This is a genomic window from Candidatus Pelagibacter sp. HIMB1509 (assembly GCF_052047855.1).
Lineage (GTDB): Bacteria > Pseudomonadota > Alphaproteobacteria > Pelagibacterales > Pelagibacteraceae > Pelagibacter.
Genome location: NZ_JBNAIU010000001.1, coordinates 1,274,289 through 1,300,620, shown reverse-complemented (window position 1 = coordinate 1,300,620; position 26,332 = coordinate 1,274,289). Strand labels below are relative to the sequence as shown.

Annotated in this window: 24 protein-coding genes; 17 read left to right on the top strand and 7 right to left on the bottom strand. The window is 30.5% G+C overall.

Translation table 11 applies throughout. The annotated features are described in order from the left end of the window. Positions 1-6 precede the first annotated feature (6 nt). From ACTTBO_RS07010 to ACTTBO_RS06985, 6 genes are all read left to right on the top strand, one after another. Entirely contained in the window at positions 7-753 is a 747-nt protein-coding gene (locus ACTTBO_RS07010; protein WP_440634335.1) for a maleate cis-trans isomerase family protein, read from the top strand. Next, positions 753-1,922 (top strand): M24 family metallopeptidase, encoded by a 1,170-nt coding sequence (locus tag ACTTBO_RS07005; RefSeq protein WP_440656996.1) that lies wholly within the window; start codon positions 753-755, stop codon positions 1,920-1,922. The genes ACTTBO_RS07010 and ACTTBO_RS07005 overlap by 1 nt, the downstream gene beginning before the upstream one ends. Positions 1,923-1,967: 45 nt before the next feature. Further along, positions 1,968-3,053, top strand: coding sequence for an ABC transporter ATP-binding protein (locus tag ACTTBO_RS07000; protein ID WP_440656994.1), 1,086 nt, complete (start codon positions 1,968-1,970; stop codon positions 3,051-3,053). Between the two features lie 117 nt (positions 3,054-3,170). Then, positions 3,171-4,289 (top strand): extracellular solute-binding protein, encoded by a 1,119-nt coding sequence (locus tag ACTTBO_RS06995; protein WP_440656992.1) that lies wholly within the window; start codon positions 3,171-3,173, stop codon positions 4,287-4,289. 69 nt (positions 4,290-4,358) lie between these two features. Beyond that, positions 4,359-5,621, top strand: a complete 1,263-nt coding sequence (locus tag ACTTBO_RS06990; RefSeq protein WP_440656991.1) for an ABC transporter permease — start codon at positions 4,359-4,361, stop codon at positions 5,619-5,621. A 2-nt stretch (positions 5,622-5,623) separates the two neighbouring features. Next, entirely contained in the window at positions 5,624-6,478 is an 855-nt protein-coding gene (locus ACTTBO_RS06985; RefSeq protein ID WP_440656988.1) for an ABC transporter permease, read from the top strand. On the opposite strand, the gene ACTTBO_RS06980 is transcribed toward ACTTBO_RS06985, so the two are convergent. Further along, a complete protein-coding gene (locus ACTTBO_RS06980) occupies positions 6,479-7,606 on the bottom strand; it encodes a thiolase family protein (RefSeq protein WP_440656987.1) in 1,128 nt (375 codons plus the stop codon). Positions 7,607-7,711: 105 nt separating this feature from the next. Here ACTTBO_RS06980 and ACTTBO_RS06975 point away from each other — a divergent pair, with 105 nt between their 5' ends. Continuing rightward, the gene (locus tag ACTTBO_RS06975; protein WP_440656985.1) at positions 7,712-9,934 is read left to right on the top strand and encodes a 3-hydroxyacyl-CoA dehydrogenase NAD-binding domain-containing protein; all 2,223 of its coding nucleotides are present in this window, start codon (positions 7,712-7,714) and stop codon (positions 9,932-9,934) included. Here ACTTBO_RS06975 and ACTTBO_RS06970 read toward each other — a convergent pair. Both ACTTBO_RS06970 and ACTTBO_RS06965 read right to left on the bottom strand, forming a co-directional pair. Further along, on the bottom strand, positions 9,927-10,577 hold the full coding sequence (locus ACTTBO_RS06970) for a peptidylprolyl isomerase (RefSeq protein WP_440656983.1): 651 nt from the start codon (positions 10,575-10,577) through the stop codon (positions 9,927-9,929). The genes ACTTBO_RS06975 and ACTTBO_RS06970 overlap by 8 nt on opposite strands. Next, entirely contained in the window at positions 10,574-11,302 is a 729-nt protein-coding gene (locus ACTTBO_RS06965; RefSeq protein WP_440656982.1) for a putative zinc-binding metallopeptidase, read from the bottom strand. The genes ACTTBO_RS06970 and ACTTBO_RS06965 overlap by 4 nt, the downstream gene beginning before the upstream one ends. Positions 11,303-11,355: 53 nt before the next feature. Between ACTTBO_RS06965 and speB the strand changes: the two genes are divergently transcribed. Both speB and ACTTBO_RS06955 read left to right on the top strand, forming a co-directional pair. Beyond that, positions 11,356-12,315 carry an agmatinase gene (gene speB, locus ACTTBO_RS06960; protein ID WP_440614075.1) on the top strand — a complete coding sequence of 320 codons (960 nt, stop codon included), beginning with the start codon at positions 11,356-11,358 and terminating at the stop codon, positions 12,313-12,315. A gap of 20 nt (positions 12,316-12,335) precedes the next feature. Then, entirely contained in the window at positions 12,336-13,769 is a 1,434-nt protein-coding gene (locus tag ACTTBO_RS06955; RefSeq protein WP_440656980.1) for an aldehyde dehydrogenase family protein, read from the top strand. Here ACTTBO_RS06955 and argE read toward each other — a convergent pair. Next, positions 13,766-14,944 (bottom strand): acetylornithine deacetylase, encoded by a 1,179-nt coding sequence (gene argE, locus ACTTBO_RS06950; protein ID WP_440656978.1) that lies wholly within the window; start codon positions 14,942-14,944, stop codon positions 13,766-13,768. The two genes, ACTTBO_RS06955 and argE, sit on opposite strands and share 4 nt — an antisense overlap. A gap of 27 nt (positions 14,945-14,971) precedes the next feature. On the opposite strand from argE, the gene ACTTBO_RS06945 reads away from it, so the two are divergent. Genes ACTTBO_RS06945 through ACTTBO_RS06910 form a run of 8 tightly spaced genes read left to right on the top strand, consistent with a single transcriptional unit; the run spans position 14,972 to position 22,423 of the window. Continuing rightward, complete coding sequence (locus ACTTBO_RS06945; protein WP_440652760.1) at positions 14,972-15,313, top strand: tRNA-binding protein; 342 nt, start codon at positions 14,972-14,974, stop codon at positions 15,311-15,313. 2 nt (positions 15,314-15,315) lie between these two features. Further along, a complete protein-coding gene (locus ACTTBO_RS06940; RefSeq protein WP_262590378.1) occupies positions 15,316-15,909 on the top strand; it encodes a LysE family translocator in 594 nt (197 codons plus the stop codon). 3 nt (positions 15,910-15,912) lie between these two features. Then, the gene (gene acnA / locus ACTTBO_RS06935; protein WP_440656977.1) at positions 15,913-18,582 is read left to right on the top strand and encodes an aconitate hydratase AcnA; all 2,670 of its coding nucleotides are present in this window, start codon (positions 15,913-15,915) and stop codon (positions 18,580-18,582) included. A gap of 1 nt (position 18,583) precedes the next feature. After that, complete coding sequence (locus ACTTBO_RS06930) at positions 18,584-19,228, top strand: tetratricopeptide repeat protein (protein WP_440656975.1); 645 nt, start codon at positions 18,584-18,586, stop codon at positions 19,226-19,228. Next, the gene (locus tag ACTTBO_RS06925) at positions 19,221-20,519 is read left to right on the top strand and encodes an outer membrane protein assembly factor BamB family protein (RefSeq protein ID WP_440656973.1); all 1,299 of its coding nucleotides are present in this window, start codon (positions 19,221-19,223) and stop codon (positions 20,517-20,519) included. Before ACTTBO_RS06930 ends, ACTTBO_RS06925 begins: the two co-directional genes overlap by 8 nt. Positions 20,520-20,521: 2 nt before the next feature. Continuing rightward, the gene (locus tag ACTTBO_RS06920) at positions 20,522-20,953 is read left to right on the top strand and encodes a hypothetical protein (protein WP_440656972.1); all 432 of its coding nucleotides are present in this window, start codon (positions 20,522-20,524) and stop codon (positions 20,951-20,953) included. Further along, on the top strand, positions 20,953-22,023 hold the full coding sequence (zapE, locus tag ACTTBO_RS06915; RefSeq protein ID WP_440656969.1) for a cell division protein ZapE: 1,071 nt from the start codon (positions 20,953-20,955) through the stop codon (positions 22,021-22,023). Before ACTTBO_RS06920 ends, zapE begins: the two co-directional genes overlap by 1 nt. Next, the gene (locus ACTTBO_RS06910; RefSeq protein ID WP_440656967.1) at positions 22,004-22,423 is read left to right on the top strand and encodes a secondary thiamine-phosphate synthase enzyme YjbQ; all 420 of its coding nucleotides are present in this window, start codon (positions 22,004-22,006) and stop codon (positions 22,421-22,423) included. Before zapE ends, ACTTBO_RS06910 begins: the two co-directional genes overlap by 20 nt. A 1-nt stretch (position 22,424) precedes the next feature. On the opposite strand, the gene ACTTBO_RS06905 is transcribed toward ACTTBO_RS06910, so the two are convergent. Genes ACTTBO_RS06905 through glnT form a run of 3 tightly spaced genes read right to left on the bottom strand, consistent with a single transcriptional unit; the run spans position 22,425 to position 26,312 of the window. Continuing rightward, on the bottom strand, positions 22,425-23,846 hold the full coding sequence (locus tag ACTTBO_RS06905) for a cryptochrome/photolyase family protein (protein ID WP_440656965.1): 1,422 nt from the start codon (positions 23,844-23,846) through the stop codon (positions 22,425-22,427). Between the two features lie 5 nt (positions 23,847-23,851). Next, positions 23,852-24,982, bottom strand: coding sequence for a diaminopropionate ammonia-lyase (locus ACTTBO_RS06900; RefSeq protein ID WP_440656964.1), 1,131 nt, complete (start codon positions 24,980-24,982; stop codon positions 23,852-23,854). A gap of 4 nt (positions 24,983-24,986) precedes the next feature. Then, on the bottom strand, positions 24,987-26,312 hold the full coding sequence (glnT, locus tag ACTTBO_RS06895; protein WP_440656962.1) for a type III glutamate--ammonia ligase: 1,326 nt from the start codon (positions 26,310-26,312) through the stop codon (positions 24,987-24,989). Positions 26,313-26,332: the final 20 nt, after the last annotated feature.

Here is a 26,332-nt window from a genome sequence, read left to right as displayed (position 1 = left end):
TAAAATATGAATTCAACAAAAATAGATCCGAAATACATTAGTAAATCAAATCCAAGAGTCGGCTTAATAGCTCTTGCAAGTGATTTTATGATTGAGAGAGATTTCATTAATGTCATAAAAGACAGAGAAATTGATTTTTTTGTTAATCGTATCGAGTGTTACAATCCATTAACTCGAGAAAATCTGATTAAAATGTCTAATAAAGTAACTGAGGTTGCAAAAGATATTTTACCAGATCAAGATATAGATTGCGTTGTTTATGGTTGTACCTCTGGGACCATTGCAGCTGGATATAATTCTATTGAACAAAAAGTAAAAGCAGCAAAACCAATGGCTGATGTTACAACGCCTAGCACTGCAGCAATTAAAGCTTTAAAAAAATTAAATATAAATAAAATTTCTTTGTTCACACCTTATAGTAAAAAACTAAATGATGAGGTTTTAGATTATTTTAAAACAGAGGGATTTGAAATTACCTCTAATTCTTACTTTGATATCGAAGCTGATTATGACATTGGTAAAGTAGATCAAGATTACTTATATGAAGTATTATCTAAAATTGATTTAAATGGGGCAGAGGCTTTATTTGTTTCATGTACAGCACTACCTGTGTTGCCAATTATTGATAAGCTTGAAAAAAAATTAAACACAGTAGTTTTATCTAGTAATCAAGCATTAATTTGGGATACACTTGTAAAAATAAATAAAAATAACTCTGTTGAGGGATTTGGAAAACTATTTGAGGCAAACTAATGTCATTTACTAAAGAAGAATATAAACAAAGATTAAAAAAAGTTCAAAAAATGATGCAAGAAAAAGGCATCGAACTTTTAATTTCTCATGACACAAATAATTTATATTATCTAACTGGTTATGACGCTTGGTCTTTTTATTATGCTCAATGCGCTATTGTTCATGTAAATGCTGATGAGCCATTATGTTTTGTTAGAGCTCAAGATGCAGGAGGAGCTTACATAAAAACTTATTTAAAAGATGAAAATATTTTAGTTTATGATGAAGAGTACATTCACACTTGGCCAAAACATCCTTACGATAGACTAGTCGAAATTATCAAAGAGAGAAAATGGGACAATCTATCAATCGGCTTAGAAATGGATGCTCACTATTTTACAGCTTTTTGTTATGAAAAAATAAAACAAGGTTTGCCAAATGCCAAAATCAAAGACAGTGATCGATTGGTGAATTGGGCAAGATTTACAAAATCTGATGCAGAAATAAATTACATGAAATCTGCTGCAAAAATTTCAGAACAAGGAATGAAAACTGCAATGGAAGTTATTAAACCTGGTGTAAGGCAGTGTGATGCAGTTGGTGAAATTCAAAAAGCACTTTTTTATGGAACAGAGGAATTTGGTGGTGAATATTCAAGTATTGCAACTCTTCTTCCAACAGGAAAAGGCACTTCTGCTTCGCATTTGACTGCTACTCAAGATAAGTTTGTTGAAGGAGAAGCGACAATTATTGAGCTTTCTGGAGTTTATAAAAGATATCACGCTCCTATGGCTAGAACAGTGTTACTTGGAAAACCTAATCAATTAAAAATTGATACGATGAATAAAACTATTGAGGCCTTAAACTCTGCTATTAGTGCAATTAAAGCAGGAAATACGGTAGATGAAGTTGCTCAAGCTTTTTGGAAAATACTTGACAAATACGGTATCGAAAAAAGATCAAGAACTGGTTATTCAATAGGAATTGGTTACCCTCCTGATTGGGGAGAACATACTCTTAATATATATAAAGGTGATAAGACAGTTCTTGAACCTAATGTTTGTTTTCATATGATTGCTGTAATGCAATTTGGTGACTGGGGTGTTGAAGCGTCTGAGGCTATCAGGGTTACAGAAAACGGTTCAGAGTTATTTTGTAATTTTCCAAAAGAGCTTCATATTAAGAGTTAATTTACTATTGAAATCTACTTTCACAAATGTTTAATAATCAATTTTATGTCTAAAAATCCAGAATTCGTAAAATTTGATAAAGTAGACAAAAGTTATGACGGTAAAGTACTAGTCGTTAAAGATCTTCAATTAGATATTGCTGAAGGTGAATTTATAACGATGCTTGGACCATCTGGTTCAGGTAAAACTACTTGTCTAATGATGTTAGCTGGATTTGAAACTCCAACTAATGGAGAAATTTTATTAGACGGAAATATTATTTCAAACATTCCACCTCACAAAAGAGGAATTGGAATGGTGTTCCAAAATTATGCACTGTTTCCTCACATGACAGTTTATGAAAATTTAGCCTTTCCTTTAAGAGTAAGAAAAGTTGAAAAAGATGAAATTGATAAAAAAGTAGACAAAGCTCTATCAATGGTTTCTTTAAATGGATTTGAATCTAGAATGCCAGCACAACTTTCTGGAGGACAACAACAAAGGGTTGCTGTTGCAAGAGCACTTGTGTTTGATCCTGCTGTTGTTTTAATGGATGAGCCACTTGGTGCTTTAGATAAAAATTTAAGAGAGAGCATGCAGTATGAAATTAAACACATTCATGAAAGCATTGGTGTAACAGTTGTTTATGTTACACATGATCAAAGTGAAGCTCTTACTATGTCAAATAGAATAGCTGTATTTAATGATGGCAAAGTTCAACAGTTATCTGATCCAGCAGAACTATATGAGAAACCAGTAAACTCTTTTGTTGCTGAATTTATTGGTGAAAATAATACATTTAATGGTGAGGTCTCTGATATAGATAAAGACACATGTAAAGTTAAATTAGGTAATGCAGAAATTTTAGCTAACCCTATTTCGGTAAAATCAAAAGGTGAAAAAACTACAGTATCTTTAAGACCAGAAAGAGCATTAATTAATCCAACTGATAAAATGGATAATATGTTCACTGGAAAAATTGAAGAAGTTATTTACCATGGTGATCACACAAGAGTTAGACTAGACTTACTTGGTAGTTCTGAGTTTATTTTAAAAGTGCCAAACAGCACTTCCAACCTTGAGCTAAAAGTAAAAGAGGATATCAATATTGGCTGGAATAGTGTCGATGCTAGAGCTTTAGATCCAAAATAGCATCAATTAAAAAACCCAAATCATTATAAGATAAAATGAGCTGTTGACTTCACTTACTCATTTTGGTGTACTTTCTATATATAAATTAATTTATATTAACGTTTAAACGGAGGAAAAATGAAAAAATTAAGTAAATTATTACTTGCTCTTTCTTTTGCTCTTTCAATAACTTCATCAGCATTTGCAGTTACTATTGCATCTTGGGGTGGAGCTTATACTGAGTCTCAAAAGCTAGGGTATGGTGATCCAACTGCTAAGGCACTTGGAGTAGATATCAACTGGGTTGACTACTCTGGTGGTTTATCAGAAATTAAAGCACAAAAAGAAGCAGGTGCTATTACTTGGGATATCATAGACTTGTTTGCATTCGATACAATTAACGGATGTGATGAAGGTTTATTTGTTAAATTTGATTTTGACAAAGACTTCCCAGCTGCACCAGATGGAACTCCTGCAAGTGAAGATTTCTTCACAGGAATGCCAAGTGAATGTGCTGTAGGAAACATCTTATATTCTTGGAACTATGCTTTTGATACAAGAGCATTTGGTGGTAAAGAGCCTAAATCAATTAAAGATTTCTTTAACACTAAAAAATTCCCAGGAAAAAGAGCAATCTACACTAGTGCTTTAACTAATTTAGAAATTGCTTTAGCTGCGGATGGCGTGAAGTTAGGTGACGGAGGAACTAGAGTTTACAGAAAACTTCTAGAAGACGGTGGAATCGACAGAGCGTTAAATAAAATTAAAAAACTATGTACAGATCCAAATGGTGGATGTGTATTCTGGTCTGCAGGTGCTCAACCACCTGAATTATTAGTTGCTGGTGAAGTTGTAATGGCAACTGGTTGGAACGGAAGATTCTTCAATGCTGAAGTTGGTGAAGGTGCTCCAATTAAACAAGTATGGGACGCTCAAGGTCTTGACTATGAGTATTTCGCGCTTGTTGATGGTGGTCCAGATCAAGAGAATGCTATGAAAGCTTTAGCTATGATGACTAACACTGAGATGTTAGCTGGTAGCGCGAAGTACATTGCATACGCTCCATGGAGAAAATCTTCTCTTGATGTAATCTCTGCTGGTGAGCCATGGTACAAAGATGGTAAAACAGAAATGATGCCTCAAATGCCAACTGCTCCACAAAATACTAAAAACTATTTCTTAGTAGACCCATTCTTCTGGGCTGACTATGGAACAGAGATTGGTGAGAAGTGGGAAGCTTTCAAAGCAGGCCTATAATTTCAGTTTTAATCACTGAATTTATATAATATATTTAGGGCGGTTATTAACTAACCGCCCTATTTTTTTATGAGCTCTGAAAATAAACAAATTTTAACAACTGATGGAATTCCACTTGAAGTCAGTTTAAAAAAAGCTGAACGGAAGAATAAGATTAAAGCTTTTCTTCTAGTAGCTCCTCTACTTTTATTTTTAGTAATTACTTACATTTTTCCAATTGGTGAAATGTTTACCAGAAGTATTGATGACAAAATGATCACAAATATGCTTCCAAAGACATTTAAATCTATGGAATCATGGGATGGAAAAGAATTACCATCAGAGGAAGTGTTTGAGAGTTTTTATTATGATTATAAGGTTTTAGTTGAAAACCAGCAGCATGGAAAACTTGGGCAAAGATTAAATAAAGAGAAAAATGGTTTTAACTCAACAACGAAAAGACTTTTCAGAAATATTAAAAGAAAAAAAATAGACGAAACCGCTAGTTTCAAAGAACAAATGATAAAGGTTCATAAGAACTGGGGTAACGTTGAGTATTGGCAGGCAATAAAAAGAACAGCTCCACCTTATACATTAGCTAAATATCTAAAGGGTATGGATATGTATTTTGCTGCTGATGGAAGTATTGCTCAGGTTGATGAAGATAGAAGAATTCATAGGATCTTATGGTTAAGAACTTTAGAAATTGCCTTTTTTGTAACTCTATTCTGTTTTTTAATGGGTTATCCCATTGCTCATTTATTAGCAACATTGCCAATGAAGTATTCAAATCTTTTGATGATTTGTGTTCTTCTTCCATTCTGGACTTCACTGCTAGTTCGAACTGCAAGTTGGATGATTTTGTTACAGCAACAAGGAGTCGTTAATGATTTTTTTGTCATGATAGGGTTGGTTGCTGACGATAACAGACCAGAGATGATGTATAATAAAGTTGGAACTTATGTGGCAATGACACAAATATTATTACCTTTCATGGTTCTTCCACTTTACAGTGTCATGAAAACAATCTCTCCAAGTTTAATGAGAGCTGGAAAATCTTTAGGAGGAACACCTTTTGTTGCTTTTTGGAAAGTTTATTTCCCATTAACTATCCCAGGCATAGGAGCTGGATGTTTATTAGTATTTATCTTGGCAATTGGATATTACATTACCCCGGCATTAGTAGGAGGTGCCTCAGGTACTTTGATAAGTAACCAGATCGCATATCATATGAAAACAACTTTAGATTGGAGCTTTGCATCTGCAATGGGATTGATGTTGTTAACTGGAGTTTTAGTTGTGTATTGGATTTATAATAAACTAGTTGGAGTAGATAATATTAAATTAGGATAAATATGGCATTACCAAGTTATACAGAAACTCGTTATAGAATTTGGCATTATGTTTACTTAGCTATTTGTGCTTTTGTATTTTTCTTTTTAGTTGCGCCTTTATTTGTAATATTTCCATTATCTTTTAATGCTGAAGAATTTTTAGTTTTTTCTGAAGGAATGAAAAATCTTGATCCTGATGCCTTTTCTCTAAGATGGTATAAAGATATGGTCTATGGAACTAAAAACCCATGGGGACTAGCTGCAAAAAATAGTTTTATAATAGCAGTATTTGCAACAATAGGATCGATAATACTTGGGACACTGGCTGCGTTAGGTCTAAGCAGTAGGCACATGCCTTATAAGGGAATTATAATGGCTACTTTAATTTCACCAATGATTGTTCCTTTAATTATATCAGGTGTTGCAATATTTTTTTTCATGGCAAAAGTTGGTTTAGCAGCAACACATACAGGAATAGTTTTTGCTCATATAATTCTAGGAACTCCATTTGTTGTAATCACTGTAACAGCAACATTATCAGGATTTGATCATAGTGTAACAAGAGCGGCTGCTAGTTTAGGAAGCAACCCCGTAAACACTTTCATGAAAATTACTCTTCCTTTAATTTTACCAGGTGTAATTTCAGGAGGTTTATTTGCATTTGTAACTTCATTTGATGAAGTAGTTGTAGTTTTATTTCTTGCTGGTTTAGAAAACACTACAATTCCAGTACAAATGTGGACTGGTTTAAGAGAGCAGCTTAGTCCAACAATTTTAGCTGTTGCAACATGTTTAATTATTCTTTCGACTTTAATACTAATTAGTGCAGAACTATTAAGAAGAAGATCTGAAAGATTAAGAGGAATTAATAGATAATTAAACTGCTTCTATTATTGTTGCAATCCCCATTCCTAAACCAATACATTGAGTAGCAAGAGCGTACTTTTTATTTTCTCTATTTAAAAGTTGTGCAGCTTTTCCTGTAATCCTTGCACCTGTCGCTCCCAAAGGATGTCCTAAGGCAATTGCACCCCCATCTAAATTTACTTTATTAATATCTATTCCTAAATCTTTGATACAAGCTAGTGATTGAGATGCAAAAGCTTCATTTAACTCCACAATATCAATGTCTTTTATTGAAAGTTTAGCTCTTTCCAAAGCTTTTTTAGTCGCCGAAATTGGTCCTAACCCCATATAGTTTGGATCACATCCTTCAACAGCAGTAGATTTTATTCTACCAAGAATTTCTAAACCATTTTCCTTAGCAAAGTTTTCTTCACATATTAGAGTTGCAGCAGCTCCATCAGTTAGGGGAGATGAAGTTGCAGCTGTGACAGTTCCATTTTGATCAAATACTAACTTTAAACTATCTAGTTTTTCCATTGTACTATTGGGTCTAATATTTTCGTCAGTTTCACAATCACCTATCTTAGTAATTTCACTTTTAAATTTATTTTTTTGTTGGGATTCATTTGCTTTTCTATGACTTTCTAATGAGAACTCTTGTTGCTCTGTTCTTGAAATATTGTATTTTTTTGCAACATTCTCAGCAGTAATTCCCATTGATAAATATAAATGTGGATTTTGTTTTGCTTCATCAGAATATGGGTAGGGTAAAGGATCAAAGCCAGTTCTAACTCTTGTCATGCTTTCAACACCTCCACAAATAAATATCTTACCTGATCCCATTGCTATTTTTCCTGCTGCTATATGAATTGCCTCCATTGAAGATCCACACCATCTATCTACAGACATGCCAGGAACTCTCATATCTAGATCTGATAAAAAAGTTACTAATCTTCCAATATTAAAACATTGTTCACCAACCTGAAAAGCGCAGCCAACAACAACATCATCAATTTCTTTTGGATTAATTTTTGATTGTGAAACAAGATTTTTAATTACTTCAGCTAGTAGATTAACTGGTTTTACATCTATTAATTTCCCTTTATTTGCCATTGCAAAAGGTGATCTGGAGTAACCAGCTATTACTGAATTGTACATTTTTCTCTTTAATATTGTATTAATTTATATAGCTTACCAATTTAATTAATCAGGAAATTTGTCTTATTTCAAGTTTTTGATTAATTCAATAAAAGTTTTTTATTTATGGATATAAAAAAAGTAGTTGTTATTGGATCCGGTACGATGGGTAGTGGAATTGCAGCGCACCTGTGTAACGCAAATGTACCTGTAACTCTTTTAGATTTAACAACAGAAATATCTGAAAAAGCTAGAGACAGAATTCATAAATCAAGACCTCCATTACTTTTAGATAAAACCAAAATTAAAAATATTAAAGTTGGAAATATTAATGATAATTTTGATGTAGTGAAAGAAGCTGATTGGGTTGTTGAGGCTGTTGTTGAAAGAATTGATATAAAGCACAATATTTATGAAAAAATATTTAAGAATAGAAAACAGGGAGCAATTGTTTCATCAAACACATCATCTATCCCAATAAAAGTTTTATCAGAAAAATTAACTGAAGAAGAAAAAAAAGATTTTTGCATTACTCATTTCTTTAATCCAGTTAGATACATGGGTTTACTTGAAATTGTAAAAAATGAAAATAATGATTTGAATAAAATTAATTCTCTTAAAAAATTTTGTGAAATTGAATTAGGTAAAGGTGCTATCGTTTGTAATGATACACCTGGTTTCTTAGGAAATCGAATAGGTGTTTATGCAATGCAGGTAGCAATGACTGAAGCATTTAGAATGAAATTATCAATAGAAGAAGCAGATGCAGTTTTTGGAAGACCAATGGGTATACCTAAAACAGGAATTTTTGGTTTATATGACCTAATTGGAATTGATTTAATGGCCGATGTTTTAAAAAGCTTTATTAAAGAACTTTCTGAAAATGATGAATTTCAAATTGTTGCAAAAGAAATTCCGTTAGTAAAAAAATTGATTGATACTGGTTACACAGGACGAAAAGGAAAAGGTGGTTTTTATAGAATGAATAAAAGTGGAAACCAAAAAGTATTAGAAGCTATCAATTTAGAAACAGGTGAATACACAACCTCAAAAAAAATAGATTTAGGTGTAGAGACTGTAGATATTAATAATTTAATTAATCGAAAAGATAAATATGGAGAATATGCTTGGGAAGTAATTTCTAAAATAATTAAATACGCGTCTTCTCTAGTTCCAGGAATTACAGACAAATTCAACGATATAGATGAAGCAATGAGACTTGGTTTCAATTGGGCAATGGGTCCTTTTGAAATGTTAAAATCAATTGGAGTAGAAAACTTTTTTTCAAGGATAGATAATTTTGAAAAAAATAAGTTTTTAGAAAATTTATCTAAGTCAAAAGATGAAAACTTTTATGGAGAAAGACAATTATATACAGATATTGAAACACTAGGAAAAATTAGACCAACAGCAATAAAAGTAGATAAAAATAACTCTGCTGAAATTCATCGTTTTAAAGATTTTAATATAGTCGAATTTACTACAAAAGCTTGTGCATTAGATTATGATTCGATGGATGCATTAAAAAATGCAACTGACAAACCACTTATTGTTATGAATGAAAGCATGCAATTTTCTGCAGGTGTGAATTTGAGTTATACGATGAATTTTGCAGATAAGAATGATTTCAAATCTATAGAAAAATTTATTAAATACTTCCAAGATACTTGCAAAACATTAAAATATTCTAAGTACCCGGTAGTGTCTGCACCTTCCGGTCTTACTTTAGGTGGTGGTTTTGAAGTTTTGGTTCAAAGCAACTTTGTTGCATCACACACAAATATTGTGGTTGGTCTTGTAGAAACAATTGTTGGATTAGTGCCAGCTGGAGGCGGATGTAAAGAAATGCTATGGAGGTGGTCACAAACGGAAGAAGCAAAATCTGATCCTGATTATGCTCCTTTAAAAGTATTTGATATTATTGGATACGCAAAAACTGCAACTTCTCCTATAGAAGCTGAGCCTTTAAAATACTTAAAACCTGAGGATAAAAAAATCATGAATAGAAATAGTCTTTTTGAAGAGGCGAGAAAACTTATTCATCAAAATAACGATTTTGTTCCTCCAGAAGAGTGTAAATTTAATTTATCTGGAAAACCTTTGAAAGAAAAGATGATTAAAGTTTTAGAGAAATTATATAATGATAAAATAATATTAGATCATGGAATGCATGTTGGAACTGAACTTGCAAATGTTTTAAGTGGTGGTGATACAAATTTAGATAAAACTTTATCAGAAGATGATCTTTATAAGTTAGAGTTAGATTCTTTTATGAGATTGATTGAAACCAAACAAACCCAAGATAGAATTAAACATACTCTTTCAACCGGAAAACCTTTAGTTAATTAGTCTCTAACATTCTAAAAGTGTTTATATAATCAGGTCTAAGTACATAAATTGCTTTATTACCTGTTTTAATTTTCTTAAGAATATCTAGACCAAACTTTACTTTTCCAAGTGGAGTGTATTCTCCTTGATAAATTGGGATATCTTTCAAGGTAATAAAAAATTCACTATCTTCAGAGTCAAATTCTGTTGATCTTGCAAATCCAACACTACCTTCAGTAAATTCAAAATCGTCACTAAGTTCTGATTTCAATAATCCCAATCCTGATTTTCCACTTCCAATTTTTGAGTAATCTAAATATTTAATATTCCCAAATTCAATATCACCAGCTTGAACTAAAGTATTTTCAACAACTTTATAGAATGCCGAACCATCATACATTTTTTTTTCAATTAGCGTTTTAAATCTTTCGACAGCTTTTGGAGAAATGTCAGGATATAACTCAATAATAACGTTTCCACATTCTAAATTCATTACAGCGATATTATTTGGGTTCTTAAAGTTTAATTTTTTTAAATCATTGTTGTCTATAAATAGACATTTATTTTTTAATAAAAAAAAAGATGAAAAAGCAGAAACGGCTAAGACTATTAAAAAAATTAATAAAATTTTTTCTGATTTTGATGCCTTAATTGTTTTAATCATAAAATATTTTCATCTATTTTAGATATATTTAATTTAATAAAATTTACCTTATTATTTAATATAGGGTCGTTTTTTATTTTCTCTTCAATCAAATTTTTATTAACCATTAAAAAAGAAAAGATTTCAGCCATATCTTCTGATGGAATTGATTTGGAATATTCTGTTAAAAAACCATTGGTATTTTTATATAAATCTAAATTTAATCTATCTGAGCAAGTGGAGCATTCAGCGTATTTAAAATCAGAATTATTAAATAAAGAAAATTTTTTATCATTAAAATCATTCTCATAACTATTTTGAATCATGTGAAAAATTTCATGATGAATCATTCTTTCAAAATATTTTTCGTTAAAGTTTATATCTAATATTAAAGTTCTATTTTTGTTATCTGGTATTCCACCAGTATTGATGTTCGAAATAAATAAACCTTCACAAAATACAACATATTTTAAATCTATTTTTTTAAGAAATTTAGAATTATATCTTTTAATATTTCTTTCAATGATTGGAAATTTTGTATTAAGATTTTCTTGATTTGTCTTATTGCAAGCAATGTTGTCATCTACTCCTATTTTAAAATCTCCTTTTGCATTTAAATAACGGATATTGTTCTCATTTTTCAGTTTATAGATTTGTAAGTTCGGAATTTTGATTAGATTGTATATTTCATCAGCATTTACATGTGAAAACTGAAATATTAAGATGAATAAAATAATAATTTTCATTAATTTATTATAGACGAATTAGATTAGATAATATTATCTTAGATTATTAAAAAATGACAAAAGAAAGAAACAAAAACCCTATTCAACCGGTAAGTGGAACAAAAGTACCTCGATATGCTGGTCCAAGTACTTTTGCAAGATTACCAGAATTAAGAGATGTCGAGAGCTGTGATGTAGCGATTGTTGGTGTCCCGTTTGATGCTGGAACCAGTTATAGACCAGGAGCGAGATTTGGTCCTCAGAGTATAAGACAAGCATCTAGACATTTAAGAACAAATTATCATCCAAGTTATGATGTGGAGCCTTTTAAAATTCAACAAGTTGCTGATGCTGGAGATATTTCATGCAATCCATTTAGTATTGATGAAGCTATTAAACAAATAGAAGAGGGAGCAACTGATCTATTAAATAAAGTAGGTGGAATAATTAGTTTAGGTGGTGATCATACAATTGCAGTTCCATTGTTAAGAGCAATTAATAAAAAAAATAAAGGACCAGTTTCTTTAGTTCATTTTGATGCTCATTTAGATACTTGGGATACTTATTTCGGCGCTCCATATACACATGGAACCCCTTTTAGAAGAGCAAGAGAAGAAGGTTTATTTTTAGATGATGCTTCAATGCATGTTGGTATAAGGGGGCCTCTTTACAGTAGAGATGATATAAAAAATGATGAAAGCTTTGGTTTCAAAATAATACACTGTGATGAATTTCAAACTGAAGGAACAGATAAAATTGCAGAAAGGATTAGAAAAAGAGTAGGAGATAATCCACTTTATCTATCTATAGATATTGATGTTTTGGACCCAGCTTTTGCACCTGGTACAGGAACACCAGAGATAGCGGGTATGACCACACGAGAAATGGTAAATGTTTTAAGGGGGTTGTCTGGATTAAATTTAGTTTCAGCTGATGTAGTAGAAGTTTCACCAGCATATGATCATGCTGAAGTTACATCTCTTGCAGCTGCAACAATAGTTTACGAATTAACAAATTTATTTGCAAAATCATAAGGAAAGGATAATTTTAAATCATGTTAGATAAAAAAAATTTTTATATTAATGGTGCTTGGGTTAAGCCAAATAGTGCTGAGGAAATTAAAGTGATTGATCCAGCTACAGAAGAAAACTGTGCTGTAATTACTTTAGGAAATAAAGCAGATGTTGATTCAGCAGTTAGTGCAGCAAAAGATGCTTACGAGTCTTGGGCTTTTTCATCTAAAGAAGAAAGGATTGCACTATTGGAAAAACTTTATGAAAATTATAAAAAAAGATGGGCAGATATTGCAGAGGCTATAACTCTTGAAATGGGAGCACCAAAAGATTTTGCTACAAAATTACAGGCAGGAACAGGAGCAAGTCATATTAAATCATTCATAAGATATTTAAAAAATTTCGAATTTGAAAAACCTTTAGGAGAACATGCTCCTAACCAAAGATTAATTTATGAACCTAAAGGTGTTTGTGCATTAATAACACCATGGAATTGGCCAATGAACCAAGTTTGTTTAAAAGTAATGCCAGCAATTGCTGCAGGTTGCACAATGGTTTTAAAACCTTCAGAATTAGCACCACTTTCATCAATGATACTTGCTGAAATTATTGATGAAGTAAAATTTCCAAAAGGTGTGTTTAATTTAGTTAATGGTGATGGAGCAACAACAGGTGATGCTCTTACAAGCCATCCTGATATTAATATGATTTCTTTTACAGGTTCAACAAGAGCTGGAGCTTTGATTTCTCAAAATGCCGCTAAAGATTTTAAAAGAGTAAGCTTAGAGTTGGGTGGAAAAGGGGCAAATATAATTTTTAAAGATGCTGATCCAGAGGCAATTGAAAGAGGCGCTTTAAGATGCTTTAGAAATTCAGGACAATCTTGTAATGCCCCAACAAGAATGTTGGTTGAAAAATCAATGTATGATGAAGCTATTGAGAGATTAAAAAAATATACTGAAAACTTTGAAGTTGGTGATCCTAAAAAAGAGGGAGAGCACATAGGTCCAGTTATTTCAGAAACTCAATACAATAAAATTCAAACTTTAATCCAAAAAGGTATTGATGAAGGAGCAAAATTAGTTGCTGGAGGAACAGGTAAACCTGATGGATTAGACAAAGGTTACTTTGTTAAACCAACTGTTTTTGCAGATGTAAATAACAATATGGATGTTGCAAGAACTGAAATTTTTGGACCTGTCTTATCTGTTATTCCATTTGAAACAGAGGAAGAGGCAATTAAAATTGCAAATGATACTTCTTATGGATTAACAAACTATATTCAAACTCAAGACTCTGAAAAAGTTCAAAGAGTTGCTAGAAAATTAAGATCTGGAATGGTGGATGTTAATGGAGCCGGTATTGCAGTTGATGCACCCTTTGGAGGTTTTAAACACTCTGGTATTGGTAGAGAAGCAGGTGAACACGGCTTAGAAGAATTTTTAGAGGTAAAAGCTGTAGGTGGTTGGAGTTAATTTACCGATTTATCTTTTACACCTTCTAAAAATTTAAGGCATTTTTTCATTTCATTTAATTCTATGAACTCATCAATTTTGTGAGCTTGTTCTATAGATCCAGGTCCACAAACAACTGTACTAATTCCTAGTTCTTGAAATAAACCAGCCTCCGTTCCAAAAGAAACTACCTCTCTGGAATTATCACCAGTTATATTTGATACAAATTCGCATGCTTCAGATTCATCTAATCTATTAAAACCAACCACTTCACCAATTGTTTCTTTTTTAATATAAGAATCTGGAAATACTTTTTTCATTTCTGGTAGAAGTACTTCATTTGCATATTTATCAATTTCATTTGTTACAAATTCTCCATCTTCTTTGACAACTGGTCTTGTTTCCCATTCAACACTACATTTGTCTGCAATGACATTATGAGCAATACCACCTTTAATGCCTCCAATTGATAATGTTGAATGTGGAGGATCAAAAATACTATTTTCTTTAACTCGTTTTTTTAACTGTTCTCTTATTTCTAAAAGTTTTCCAACATACCTTGTTGCATATTCTGCAGCATTTACTCCTAAATGTGGTTTTGAACTATGTCCTGCAAGTCCTCCAAAGTGAACCGTATATTCATTCATACCTTTGTGGGCATCTATAATTTTCATTTTAGTTGGTTCACCAATTATACAAATTCCATTTTTGATATCTCTTTTTTTCAATTCCTCTATCAACAGAGGAGCACCAATACATGCAGTCTCTTCATCAAATGTGTAACAGAAATGTAAGTCTCTATCTAAATTACTTTCTTTAAAGATTGGTGCATAAGCAAGAGTACATGCAATAAAACCTTTCATGTCACATGATCCTCTTCCATAAAGTTTATCATTTTTAATTGTTGCAACAAATGGATCACTGCTCCAACCTTTAGAAACTGGGACCACATCTGTATGTCCAGATAATATGATCGGTTTTTTTGAGCTTTGATTTTTTGCTTTTAAAGTCCCAAAGAGATTAACTCTTTTTTTATCATCATCGTAAACTTTGAAAGTATCTATTCCAATGCTATTTAAAATGTTTTCACAATAATCTATTAAACTACTATTATCTTGGCCTGAGACAGTTTTAAATGCAATTAAGTCAGTTAAAATCTTGATTGATTTTTCATATAAATTGTTATCTATACTCATAAACTTAAAACACTATATTATATTATGATTAAAGAGCAAATTACCTATGACACTTTTGACAAAGTAGATATTAGAGTTGGCACTGTTATTTCAGTTAAAAAAAATGAAAAGGCAAGAAAGCCATCTTTAGTCGTTGAAGTTGATTTTGGAAGTGAAATTGGTATCAAACAATCATCAGCTCAAATTACTCATTACTATAATGAGGAGAATTTAAAAGGAAAGCAAGTCATTGCAGTTTGTAATTTTCCTGAGAAAAATATTGCAGGTGTAGTTTCACAAGTATTAGTTTTAGGGGCAATTGATGCTGAAGGAAAAGTTACACTAGTACACCCATCACAAAAAGCTGAGAATGGTTTACCAATTGCTTAGCAATGCATCCTGAAATTCTTTCGATAACTTTATTTGGAATTGTTGCAGCATTTACACCTGGTCCTAACAACTTTGTTGCTTTTTATTCTGGTTTTAACTTTGGTATAGTTAGAACACTTCCACATATAATCGGGGTCACTCTTGGTTTTCCGTTTTTATTATTATGCCTTGCTTTAGGTTTGATAAATATATTTAAGCTTTATCCTTTAATTCAAGAAATATTAAAATATTTAGGAACTCTATTTTTGATTTATTTAGCTTATAAAATTTCTTTTTCAGGTCCATCAAACCAAGAAAATAAAAATAAAAATCCGATTAAATTTCATGAAACTTTTATCTTTCAATTTCTAAATCCAAAAGGTGTAATTGCATCTATTATTCTTGTATCAACCTATATAAATCCAGGAGAAACATTTATGAGTTATACGACTCAAATTCTTGTTATGGCTTTACTAGTTTCAGTAACGAGCATAACTCTATGGACATTTTTGGGTAAATTCTTTAGGAAATTTGCGACAAATCAGAAATTTATTAATTATTTTAATTATGCTATGTCACTGCTTCTTTTAACAAGCATAATAACTTTTTATTTATAAAATATGACACCAGGAAACAAAAATTCTTATAATTCTCTTAAAAAAATTAACATCAATAACAAAGAGTATAATTATTATTCATTAAGCGAAGCAGAAAAAAATGGGCTAGATGGAATTAATAAACTTCCAAAATCTCTAAAAGTTTTATTAGAAAATTTATTAAGATACGAAGATGATTTGAGTGTTACAAAATCTCAAATACAAGCAATTAAAAATTGGATGGAAACAAAAAAATCAAAAACTGAAATTGCATATAGACCTGCTAGAGTTTTACTCCAAGATTATACAGGAATTCCTGCTGTTGCAGATCTAGCTGCAATGAGAGAGGCTGTTAAAGAAAAAAATAAAGATCCCAATACAATCAATCCATTATCAGCAGTTGATCTTGTAATTGATCATTCTGTTCAAGTTGATCAATCTGCAAAAGCAGATTCATTTGAAAAAAACGTAGATATAGAATTCAATAGAAATGGTGAGAGATATTCATTTTTAAAATGGGGACAACAAGCTTTTGATAATTTTAGAATTGTCCCTCCAGGAACAGGAATTTGTCATCAGGTAAATTTAGAATACTTATCTAAAGTGGTTTGGTCTGAAGAATTTAATGGTGAGAACTATATATTTCCAGATACACTTGTTGGCACAGACAGCCATACAACGATGGTAAACGGACTTTCTGTTTTAGGCTGGGGAGTGGGTGGTATTGAAGCAGAAGCAGGAATGTTAGGTCAACCTATATCTATGTTGATACCTGAAGTGATTGGTTTTGAGGTTAAAAATAAAATGCCCGAAGGTACAACGGCAACAGATCTTGTTTTAACAGTGGTTAAAATGTTAAGAGATAAAGGTGTTGTTGGAAAATTTGTAGAATTTTATGGAGATGGATTAAAAAATCTAACTCTTGCAGATAGAGCAACTATTGCAAATATGGCTCCAGAATACGGTGCTACTTGTGGTTTTTTTCCAATAGATGATGAAACTTTAAAATATCTAAAATTTTCAGGAAGAGATCAGCACACTGTCGAAATAGTTGAAAAATATGCGAAAGAACAAGGGTTATGGGCAAGTAATGATTTAGAATTTACTGATGTAATTTCATTAGACATGTCTACAGTTGTACCAACTATTTCTGGGCCAAAAAGACCTCAAGATAAAGTTTTGTTAACTGATGCACCAACTTCATTTAAAAAAGTTTTATCTGAAGCAACAAACAAAGATCAAAAATCAATATCGAAAGTTTCTAATACTGATTATGAAATTCAAGATGGTTCAATTTTAATTGCTGCAATAACTTCATGTACTAATACTTCAAATCCAAATGTTTTAATTGGAGCAGGTTTGCTTGCAAAAAAAGCTGTTGAGTATGGATTGGAAGTTAAACCATGGGTTAAAACATCATTAGCACCTGGATCTCAAGTAGTGACTGACTATTTAGAAAAAGCTGGTTTAAATACTTATTTAGATCAATTAGGTTTTAATTTAGTTGGATACGGATGCACTACTTGTATTGGAAACTCAGGACCATTACCTGAAAATATAGTAGAAGCGATTCAAAAAGAGAATATTCATGCAGTTTCTGTACTATCAGGAAATAGAAATTTTGAAGGAAGAATTTCTCCACATATTAAAGCAAACTATTTAGCTTCTCCACCATTGGTGGTTGCTTACGCAATAGCTGGACATATGGAGTTTGATTTATACAAAGACCCTCTTGGAAAAAGTAAAGATGGAAAAGATATATTTTTAAAAGATATTTGGCCATCAAATCAAGAAATAGAGGATACTTTAAAACAATCTTTGAATGCTGATATGTTTATTAAAAGATACTCAAATGTTTCTGATGGTCCTACTCAATGGCAACAAATTAAAACTGAAAAAAGCAGTATTTATAAGTGGGATGAAGGTTCAACTTATGTAAAAAAACCTCCATTCTTTGAAGGTTTGTCTGATGAACCAGAAGGATTTAAAGAAATTAAAGATGCAAGACCGTTATTAATCTTAGGTGACATGATAACAACAGATCACATTTCACCAGCCGGAAGTATACAAAAAGATAGTCCAACTGGAGAATATTTTATGGAGCATCAAATTTTACCTAAAGATTATAATTCTTATGGCTCAAGAAGAGGGAACCATGAAGTTATGATGAGAGGAACTTTTGCAAATATTAGAATTAGAAATGAAATGGCACCAGGAACTGAAGGTGGATTTACGAAGTTATATCCTGAAGAAAAAATAATGCCCGTTTATGATGCAGTTGTTGAGTATAAAAAAAGAGGAACTGATTTAGTAGTAATAGGTGGTAAAGAATATGGAACAGGCTCTTCGAGAGATTGGGCTGCGAAAGGAACTAAACTTTTAGGAGTAAAAGCAGTTATAGCTGAAAGCTTTGAAAGAATTCATAGATCAAATTTAATTGGAATGGGAATTTTACCACTGCAATTTAAAGATGGAGAAAACAGAAAAAGCTTAAACTTAGTTGGTTCAGAACTAATAAGTGTAGTTGATATTGAAAAAGGCATAAATCCTTCTGATGAAGTTACTATAGAAATCAAATATATCTCTGGAGAAATTAAAAAAGTGAAGACTTTATCTAGAATAGATACTAAAAATGAGTTGGAATATTATAAAAATGGAGGAATTCTCCAATATGTGCTAAGGAACATGATTTGATATGGACGAAGATTTATCAATAATAAATGCAAATACTAGAAACGAAAAAATTAAGAACTTTTTTGTTAATAACAAAAAAGTTCTAATTTCTTCAGTTATTGTTTTAGTTTTGGTTGTAATAGGTGTTTATAGTTATGATAAATATACAACTGATAAAAAAAGACAGATATCTGATAATTTTAATGCAATTACCATTGATCATTCTGAAAGTGCTAAAGAGACAACTTTAAATAAATTATTAGAGATAATTAATCAAAAAGATCCAACTTATTCTCCACTCTCTCTTTATTTTATAATTGATAACAATCTCCTTTCTGATCAAAGCGAGGTTAATAAATTATTTGATGTCATAATCAACGAAACATCACTAGATAAAGAAATTAAAAATTTAGTTATCTATAAAAAGGCACTATTTAATGCAGATCAGGCAAATGAAGCTGATTTGCTAAATATGCTAAATCCATTAATTAATACAGAAAGTGTATGGAAATCACACGCATTATATTTAATGGCCGAATATTTTTATGCACAAGATCAAAAACAAAAAGCAAAAGAATTTTTTCAACAAATAACGACTTTAGAAAATCCAAATCCAGATATAAGAATAGAATCAGAGAAAAGATTAAACAGAGATTTGAGTGATTAGACTATTAGCATTATTTATTACATTTTTTCTTCTAAATAATTGTTCTTTCAATGAAAATTCAAGAATTTGGAAAGACAAGGAAAAAGATTTATCAGAAAAAGAAAATGTAAAAAAAATATTTGTAGAGGAAGAAGTAAAAGCCTCTGAATTTAATCAAGAAGTTAAACTTGATTTATCTGGATTAAAAACAACCAATAAAATAATAAATAATACCAATAACTACGGCGCTCAAAGCTATAAAGGGCAATTAGAAAAAATAGGTAATTTTAAATTTTCTAAGTTAGATGAAATAAATAATCTTAATTACAAACCAATTTTCTTATCAGATGGATTAATTTTCTTTGATAAAAAGGGGACAATTATTAGATACGATAATAATAAAAAAGTGTTATGGAAAAAAAATCATTACACCAAGTCAGAAAAAAAAATAAGACCAAAGTTAAATTTTGCAATTAAAGAAAATAATATATTCATTACAGACAGTATTGCTAAATATTATTCGATTAATCTTGAAACTGGTGAATTGAAATGGTCAAAAAATAATACCTATCCATTTAATTCAGATATCAAAAGTTATAAAAACAAAATTTTTGTTGTTGATTATAAAAATACTTTGAGATGCTATAAAATTGAAGATGGATCTGAATGTTGGAATTTACAAACAGAAGATTCTTTTACTATATCAAATGCAAAATATTCATTAATTATAATTGATGAAATGGTGATATTTAGTAACTCAATCGGAGATATCACAGCAGTTGATATTGAAACTGGATTAATCACTTGGCAATTACCAACTCAAAGCAGTAGCATCATAAATGAAACTTATAATTTCAAAATATCAAAACTAGTATCAGATGGAAATTCCATCTTTTTTTCTAATAATAAAAATGAATTTTATTCAGTAGATGTTAAAACAGGAGTAGTTAACTGGATAAATGATTTAAATTCAAATATTACTCCAATAATTACTGGCAATTTGATTTTTACAGTTTCTAACGATGGATATTTGTATGTAGTTGAAAAAAACAAAGGCAACATACTTAGAATTACAGATCTTTTTAATAATTATAAAATCAAAAAAAGAAAAGAAATTAAACCAGTTGGTTTTGTGATAGGTAATACTAATTTGTATTTAACAAATACTGATGGAAAAATAATAATTGCTGATTTAAGTGAAGGAAAAGTTTTAAAGGTAGAAAAAGTTTCTGGAGAAATTGTTTCAGAACCATTTATATTTAATAATAATTTGTATGTAGTTAGAAACGGTTCTATCATACAATACAATTAAATATGATCTTGAAACTTTTAGAAAAGATCGGAAGAAAAAAAGTAGTTCTAGATAGAGGACCATCACACCCAAAATTTGAAGAAGCGAAACCGTGGATGAATAGATATTATGTGATATTCAGAAATAGACCTAAATGGTTTCCATTTAATATATTAATTCATGAAATGTTAGATGATGATCATGGTAATGGGGTTCATAACCATTTATGCCCATATATTACAATAATTTTAAGAGGAGGGTACTGGGAAACAACAAAAAATGGAAGGTTTTGGAGAAAGCCTGGATATATTGGTTTCAGATCTGCAAATGCTTTTCATAGAGTTGATTTAGAACCAGGCACAAAACCAATGACTATATTCATTCCAGGACCATTTGGTTTAAGAAAAGGACCACGATCAGAATATGGTATCGATTTTAAAACTAAAAGAAGTTAATGGCTTTATCTTTTGAAAAAAAATTTATATCACACTGTAAAAAACAAAATTTAGAAATTAATCCTAGTCAGATAGATTTAGTAAAAAAATTACAAGAATACTACGAAGGTAATTTCCAATCGTTAATATCAAAAATTTTTCAAAGCCAATCCTCTAAAAAAGGATTTTATTTATATGGTGATGTTGGTGTAGGCAAAACAATGATTTTAGATTTCTTTTTTGATCAATTAGATCATAAGAAATTAAGATTACATTTTAATGAGTTTATGTTGAGTTTCCATGATTTTGTTCATGAAAGAAAAGGTAGCAATCAAGAAAATATTATTAATGAATTTGTTAAAGACTTAAAATCAAAAGCAATGATAATTTACTTTGATGAGTTTCAAGTAACTAACATTGTTGATGCTATGATTTTAGGAAAATTATTTGATCAAATCTTCAAAGAAAATATAAAAATAATCGTAACCTCAAATACTCAAATCTCTGAGCTTTACAAAGATGGTCTTCAAAGAGATCAGTTCAAACCATTTATAAAAATAATGGAGGATCAATCTTTTCAATATGAACTTGTAATTGAAGATGACTATAGAAAATCTAATAATTCTCAAGATAGATACTTTTTTCCACTTGATGAAGAAACTAATTTTAAAATAAATAAATTTTTTAGAACTATTACGAAAGATAAAGTTAAAACTGAGAAAATAATTAATGTAAAAGGAAGAAATTTTAAAATAGAAAATTTTTATGAAGGGGTAGCTAGATTTGATTTTAAAACATTATGTGATCAGAATTTAGGTGCAGAAGATTATTTAGAAATTATTAAAAATTGTGTTTTTATAGTAATCGATCAAATACCACAGTTTAATAATTTTAATTCTAACCAACAGCAAAGATTTATAACTTTATTAGATATAATTTATGATAATAGTGTTCCAATTGCAGTAACATCTAATCAAAGTTTGGATAAATTTACATCATCAAAACTATTAGAAAAACCATTTGAAAGAACAATCAGTAGATTATACGAATTAACATCTAAAGTGATGAATCATGAAACAAGAATTTTTTAATCTTCAAATAAACACAAATGGTCAAAAGCTATATGAATTTACAGATCAAACTCTTAATTGGATAAATGAAAATAATTTTAAGAATGGAATTTTAAATTTAAGTATTCAGCATACAAGTGCGTCTTTAATTGTACAGGAGAATGCCGACCCAGATGTACAAACTGATTTGATTAAATATTTTGATAAGTTAGCACCAATGGATAATTCCCTTTATGTTCATACAACTGAGGGTAAAGATGATATGCCAGCTCATATAAAATCTGCATTAACGAATAATCAAATTTCTCTTAGTATTAAAAATAAAGAATTACTACTGGGAACTTGGCAAGGTCTCTATCTGTTTGAACATAGGTTAGAGTCTCAAAAAAGATCTATAATTCATCATTTTTTTGGAGAATAAGTTATTTTTTCTTCAGAGATTGAAATGCATCCAATGCAGCAGCTCTTGCTTTTTCATGAATAACTATTGGTTGTGGATAGTCTTTACCTATAATTGTTTTAATCGCCTCTTGATATTTGATTTCCATTTCCCAAGGTTTGTGGATAAATTTTGCAGGAACTTTATTTAATTCAGGAACCCATTTTTTTACATAAATTCCTTCCTTATCAAATTTTTCACCCTGAAGAATAGGATTAAAAATTCTAAAGTATGGTGCAGCATCAGCTCCACAACCTGCCACCCATTGCCATTGTGCTACATTATTAGCTTTATTAAAATCAAGTAAGCAGTTTCTAAAATGCTTCTCTCCCTCTACCCAATTAATTCTCAAATGTTTTACTAAAAAGGATCCAACGACCATTCTTATTCTATTATGCATCCATCCAGTCTCGTATAATTCTCTCATACCAGCATCAACTATCGGATAACCTGTCATACCTTTTTTCCATGCTTTTAAAAACTTTTCATTTTTAGCCCATGGGAATTTGTCAAATTCTTTTCGAAAGTTTCCTTTTAAGAATTCAGGAAAGTAATTAATTAGACTATGGGAAAATTCTCTCCAACCAAGTTCATTTATATATTTTCTATATCCTATTCCTTTTGATTTTAGCTCACTACACTTTTTCCAAATTTTATTCACATGAATTTGACCAAATTTTAAATATGGGGATAACCTAGAAGTACCATTTATAGAAGGGATATCTCTATTAGTCCCATAATCTTTAATTTTATTTTCTAACAAATCTTTTAAAATTTTTTGAGAATCATTTTCTGAAACTTTCCAATATTTATCAAATTTTTCATACCATTTTTTATTGGGTAAAATATTTTTGAGATCTATAGAATTTTTAAAAAAATTGATGGCTTTAGTTTTCTTTTTTACAATATAATTTTTACTTGGAGGTTGATTTAGATAAATTTGTTCAGCTGTTCTCCAGAAAGGTGTAAATACTTTAAATGGTGTACCATCATTTTTAGTTACTTCTTGAAATTCATTTAAAATATTTCCTTTAAAATATTTGTATTCTATTTCATTTTTTATAAATATATCTCTTATTTTCTTTCCTTTAGATATGACATCAGGTTCATAAATTTTATTCCAATAGATACATACATTATCTTTTTTTTTTAGTTTTGAAAAAATATCCAATTCATCACCTTTTAAAATTTCTAGATTGATTTTAAATTTTGAAAGTTCTGTTTTTATTGATTCTAATGATTTAAATAACCACCATTTCTGAGCTTCTCTTTTATTATCAAATTCATTATTGTTATAAATATATAACGCAATAACATTCTCATGATTATTTGTTGCAAAGGAAAGAGCTGGATTATTATCAATTCTAAAATCTTCTCTAATCCAAAATATACCTGTGCTTTTCATTATAATTATTTTTGATTTACTAATTTTTGATACATTTCTTGATCGGTATCGCCCTCACAACCAAAAATTAATACATTAGAATTTTCATTAAGATCAATTTTTGTCTTAATTGTTTCATCTTCGCAGCTTGCAATTAAACTAATTACACCTGGTACAGCATTTTCACCTGCTACTATACTCTCTTCACTAAAGCTCGCATTTCCAAGTAATTTCATAGTTTTTGCAATATCATCATCAGGTAAACTTATACAGTGTTTAACTGAGTTTTTTAAAATTTCCCATGGCACAAGTGACACTTCTCCACATGACATTCCTCCCATTAAACTTTCTCTTTTAATATCAATTTTTTCTATCTTTCCAGTTTTAATGCTTTCCATAACGCAAGCCGCACTATCAGGTTCCACAACAATTATTTTTGGAATATTATTCAGATATCTTGCTATTCCAGCCACCATTGCACCAGCCATGCCACCAACTCCTGCTTGTAAAATAATATGAGAAATTTTTTCATTATTAATTTGTTCAGCTATTTCTTTCATCATGACTGAATAACCAGCCATTGTATACTTGGGTACCAGCATATAATCTTTCCAAGCAACATCCTGAACAATTTGCCAATTATTTTCTGTAGATTGTTTTATACATTCAATCAAAGAATTTTCGTAATTACCTTTAACTTTTATAACTTCTGCACCAAGTGCTTCCATAGCTTTGCCTCTTGCATCACTTACAAATTCACTTATAAAAATTTTACATTTTAAACCTAATCTTTTTGCACCCCAAGCAACAGACCTACCATGGTTTCCAGCTGTAGCAGTCGCTACGACTATTTCTTTATTTCCTTTAGTAACTTTTTCAACTGCATAAGCTCCTCCTAGAGCTTTGAAGGATTTTAAACTAAATCTTTTATTTTCGTCTTTATAAAAAATATTTTTTAAATTTAATTCTTTTGTTAATTTGTTTAATTTAATTAAGGGTGTAGGGGAGTATCCTTCCCATTTCGAGATAGAATTGTACGCATCATCCAGGTCTTTTGAAGTTAATGAGTTTAAAATTCGATCTTTATCAAATGAATATTTTTTATTATCTACAAATTCAGTTAATTTCCATTGATGACCATTAGATAAAACAGTCATTGTTTTAACAATCTAGGGTGTTGTCTTTTTCCCACTTAGTTACAGGTTTTCTCTTATTAAAAGTTGATGAGCTTTTGAAATTTTTAATTTCAGATCTTTTTAATTTTATATAGCTAGCAATAACATCTTTACCAAAAGCATTTGATAAGGATTTGCTCTTTTCAAGCATTTTTATGGCTTGTTCAATATCATTAGGTAATTTTTTTAAATTAGGATATTTTTTAAAATCTTCGTACATGTTGCAGTGAAGTGGTTTTCCTGGATTTAGCTTTTTATTTATACCTTCTAGACCAGCAGCAATTATTCCTGCTTGTAATAAATAAGGGTTAGCAGACCCATCCATTAATCTTAATTCAAATCTTCCTTGATCCGGTATTCTAATCATGTGAGTTCTGTTATTACCTGTATAAGAAATACTGCTTGGTGACCAAGTTGCACCAGATTTTGTTGGTGGTGCATTAATTCTTCTGTAGCTATTTATTGTTGGATTAAAAAAAGCAGACAACGCTTGAGTGTTATTCATTATACCACCTAAAAAATTGTAGGCTAATTTACTAAGCCCAAGATCATCTTTTTTATCTAAGAATTTATTATTTTTTCCATTCCATACTGATACATGCGCATGACAACCATTACCTGTTAGATTATGAAAAGGTTTTGGCATGAATGTTGCTCTTAAACCATGTTTTTCGGCTAAACTTTTAACCATATACTTAAAGAATACATGCCTATCTGCTGTGACAAGTGAATCTGAATAATCCCAATTCATTTCGAATTGACCGTTTGCATCTTCATGGTCATTTTGATATGGCTTCCATCCCATAGTAAGCATACAATCACAAATCTCTTTGATTAATTCATATCTTCTCATTAACGCTGACTGGTCATAGCAAGGTTTAGACTGGATATCTCTTCTATCAGCTATTGAATTTCCATCTTCTGATATTAAAAAGTATTCACACTCAACACCTGATTTCATTTGTAATTTTTTATGAGACATTTTTTTAATTTGCTCTTTAAGCATTACTCTTGGTGACGCCTTTACTGGTTTACCATCCATATATAAATCTGATGCTAACCAACCAACTTCTTTATTCCATGGCAATTGAATTAAACTGTCTGGATCAGGCACACCGAACATGTCACTATCAGCTGGTGTCATATCTAGCCATGTTGCAAATCCAGCAAATCCTGCACCATTTTTTTGCATTTCACCAATTGCTTGGGCAGGGACTAATTTTGATCTCAGAACTCCAAATAGATCTACAAAACTAATTAAAAAATATTTTATTTTTTTTTGCTTTGCAATTTGAGATAAATTTTTTGGCATAATTAATCCTACTTGTTTAA

What these genes read in the sequence shown, in the direction of transcription:
- ACTTBO_RS06970 (WP_440656983.1), bottom strand. Translation starts at nt 10,577, where the DNA reads ATGATTAAAACAATTAAGGCATCAAAATCAGAAAAAATTTTATTAATT.
- ACTTBO_RS07005 (WP_440656996.1), top strand. Translation starts at nt 753, where the DNA reads ATGTCATTTACTAAAGAAGAATATAAACAAAGATTAAAAAAAGTTCAA.
- ACTTBO_RS06910 (WP_440656967.1), top strand. Translation starts at nt 22,004, where the DNA reads ATGAAACAAGAATTTTTTAATCTTCAAATAAACACAAATGGTCAAAAG.
- ACTTBO_RS07010 (WP_440634335.1), top strand. Translation starts at nt 7, where the DNA reads ATGAATTCAACAAAAATAGATCCGAAATACATTAGTAAATCAAATCCA.
- ACTTBO_RS06990 (WP_440656991.1), top strand. Translation starts at nt 4,359, where the DNA reads ATGAGCTCTGAAAATAAACAAATTTTAACAACTGATGGAATTCCACTT.
- ACTTBO_RS06965 (WP_440656982.1), bottom strand. Translation starts at nt 11,302, where the DNA reads ATGAAAATTATTATTTTATTCATCTTAATATTTCAGTTTTCACATGTA.
- ACTTBO_RS06900 (WP_440656964.1), bottom strand. Translation starts at nt 24,982, where the DNA reads ATGACTGTTTTATCTAATGGTCATCAATGGAAATTAACTGAATTTGTA.
- ACTTBO_RS06975 (WP_440656985.1), top strand. Translation starts at nt 7,712, where the DNA reads ATGGATATAAAAAAAGTAGTTGTTATTGGATCCGGTACGATGGGTAGT.
- speB (WP_440614075.1), top strand. Translation starts at nt 11,356, where the DNA reads ATGACAAAAGAAAGAAACAAAAACCCTATTCAACCGGTAAGTGGAACA.
- glnT (WP_440656962.1), bottom strand. Translation starts at nt 26,312, where the DNA reads ATGCCAAAAAATTTATCTCAAATTGCAAAGCAAAAAAAAATAAAATAT.
- argE (WP_440656978.1), bottom strand. Translation starts at nt 14,944, where the DNA reads ATGAGTATAGATAACAATTTATATGAAAAATCAATCAAGATTTTAACT.
- ACTTBO_RS06940 (WP_262590378.1), top strand. Translation starts at nt 15,316, where the DNA reads ATGCATCCTGAAATTCTTTCGATAACTTTATTTGGAATTGTTGCAGCA.
- ACTTBO_RS06955 (WP_440656980.1), top strand. Translation starts at nt 12,336, where the DNA reads ATGTTAGATAAAAAAAATTTTTATATTAATGGTGCTTGGGTTAAGCCA.
- ACTTBO_RS06995 (WP_440656992.1), top strand. Translation starts at nt 3,171, where the DNA reads ATGAAAAAATTAAGTAAATTATTACTTGCTCTTTCTTTTGCTCTTTCA.
- ACTTBO_RS07000 (WP_440656994.1), top strand. Translation starts at nt 1,968, where the DNA reads ATGTCTAAAAATCCAGAATTCGTAAAATTTGATAAAGTAGACAAAAGT.
- acnA (WP_440656977.1), top strand. Translation starts at nt 15,913, where the DNA reads ATGACACCAGGAAACAAAAATTCTTATAATTCTCTTAAAAAAATTAAC.
- ACTTBO_RS06985 (WP_440656988.1), top strand. Translation starts at nt 5,624, where the DNA reads ATGGCATTACCAAGTTATACAGAAACTCGTTATAGAATTTGGCATTAT.
- ACTTBO_RS06920 (WP_440656972.1), top strand. Translation starts at nt 20,522, where the DNA reads ATGATCTTGAAACTTTTAGAAAAGATCGGAAGAAAAAAAGTAGTTCTA.
- ACTTBO_RS06980 (WP_440656987.1), bottom strand. Translation starts at nt 7,606, where the DNA reads ATGTACAATTCAGTAATAGCTGGTTACTCCAGATCACCTTTTGCAATG.
- ACTTBO_RS06905 (WP_440656965.1), bottom strand. Translation starts at nt 23,846, where the DNA reads ATGAAAAGCACAGGTATATTTTGGATTAGAGAAGATTTTAGAATTGAT.
- ACTTBO_RS06930 (WP_440656975.1), top strand. Translation starts at nt 18,584, where the DNA reads ATGGACGAAGATTTATCAATAATAAATGCAAATACTAGAAACGAAAAA.
- zapE (WP_440656969.1), top strand. Translation starts at nt 20,953, where the DNA reads ATGGCTTTATCTTTTGAAAAAAAATTTATATCACACTGTAAAAAACAA.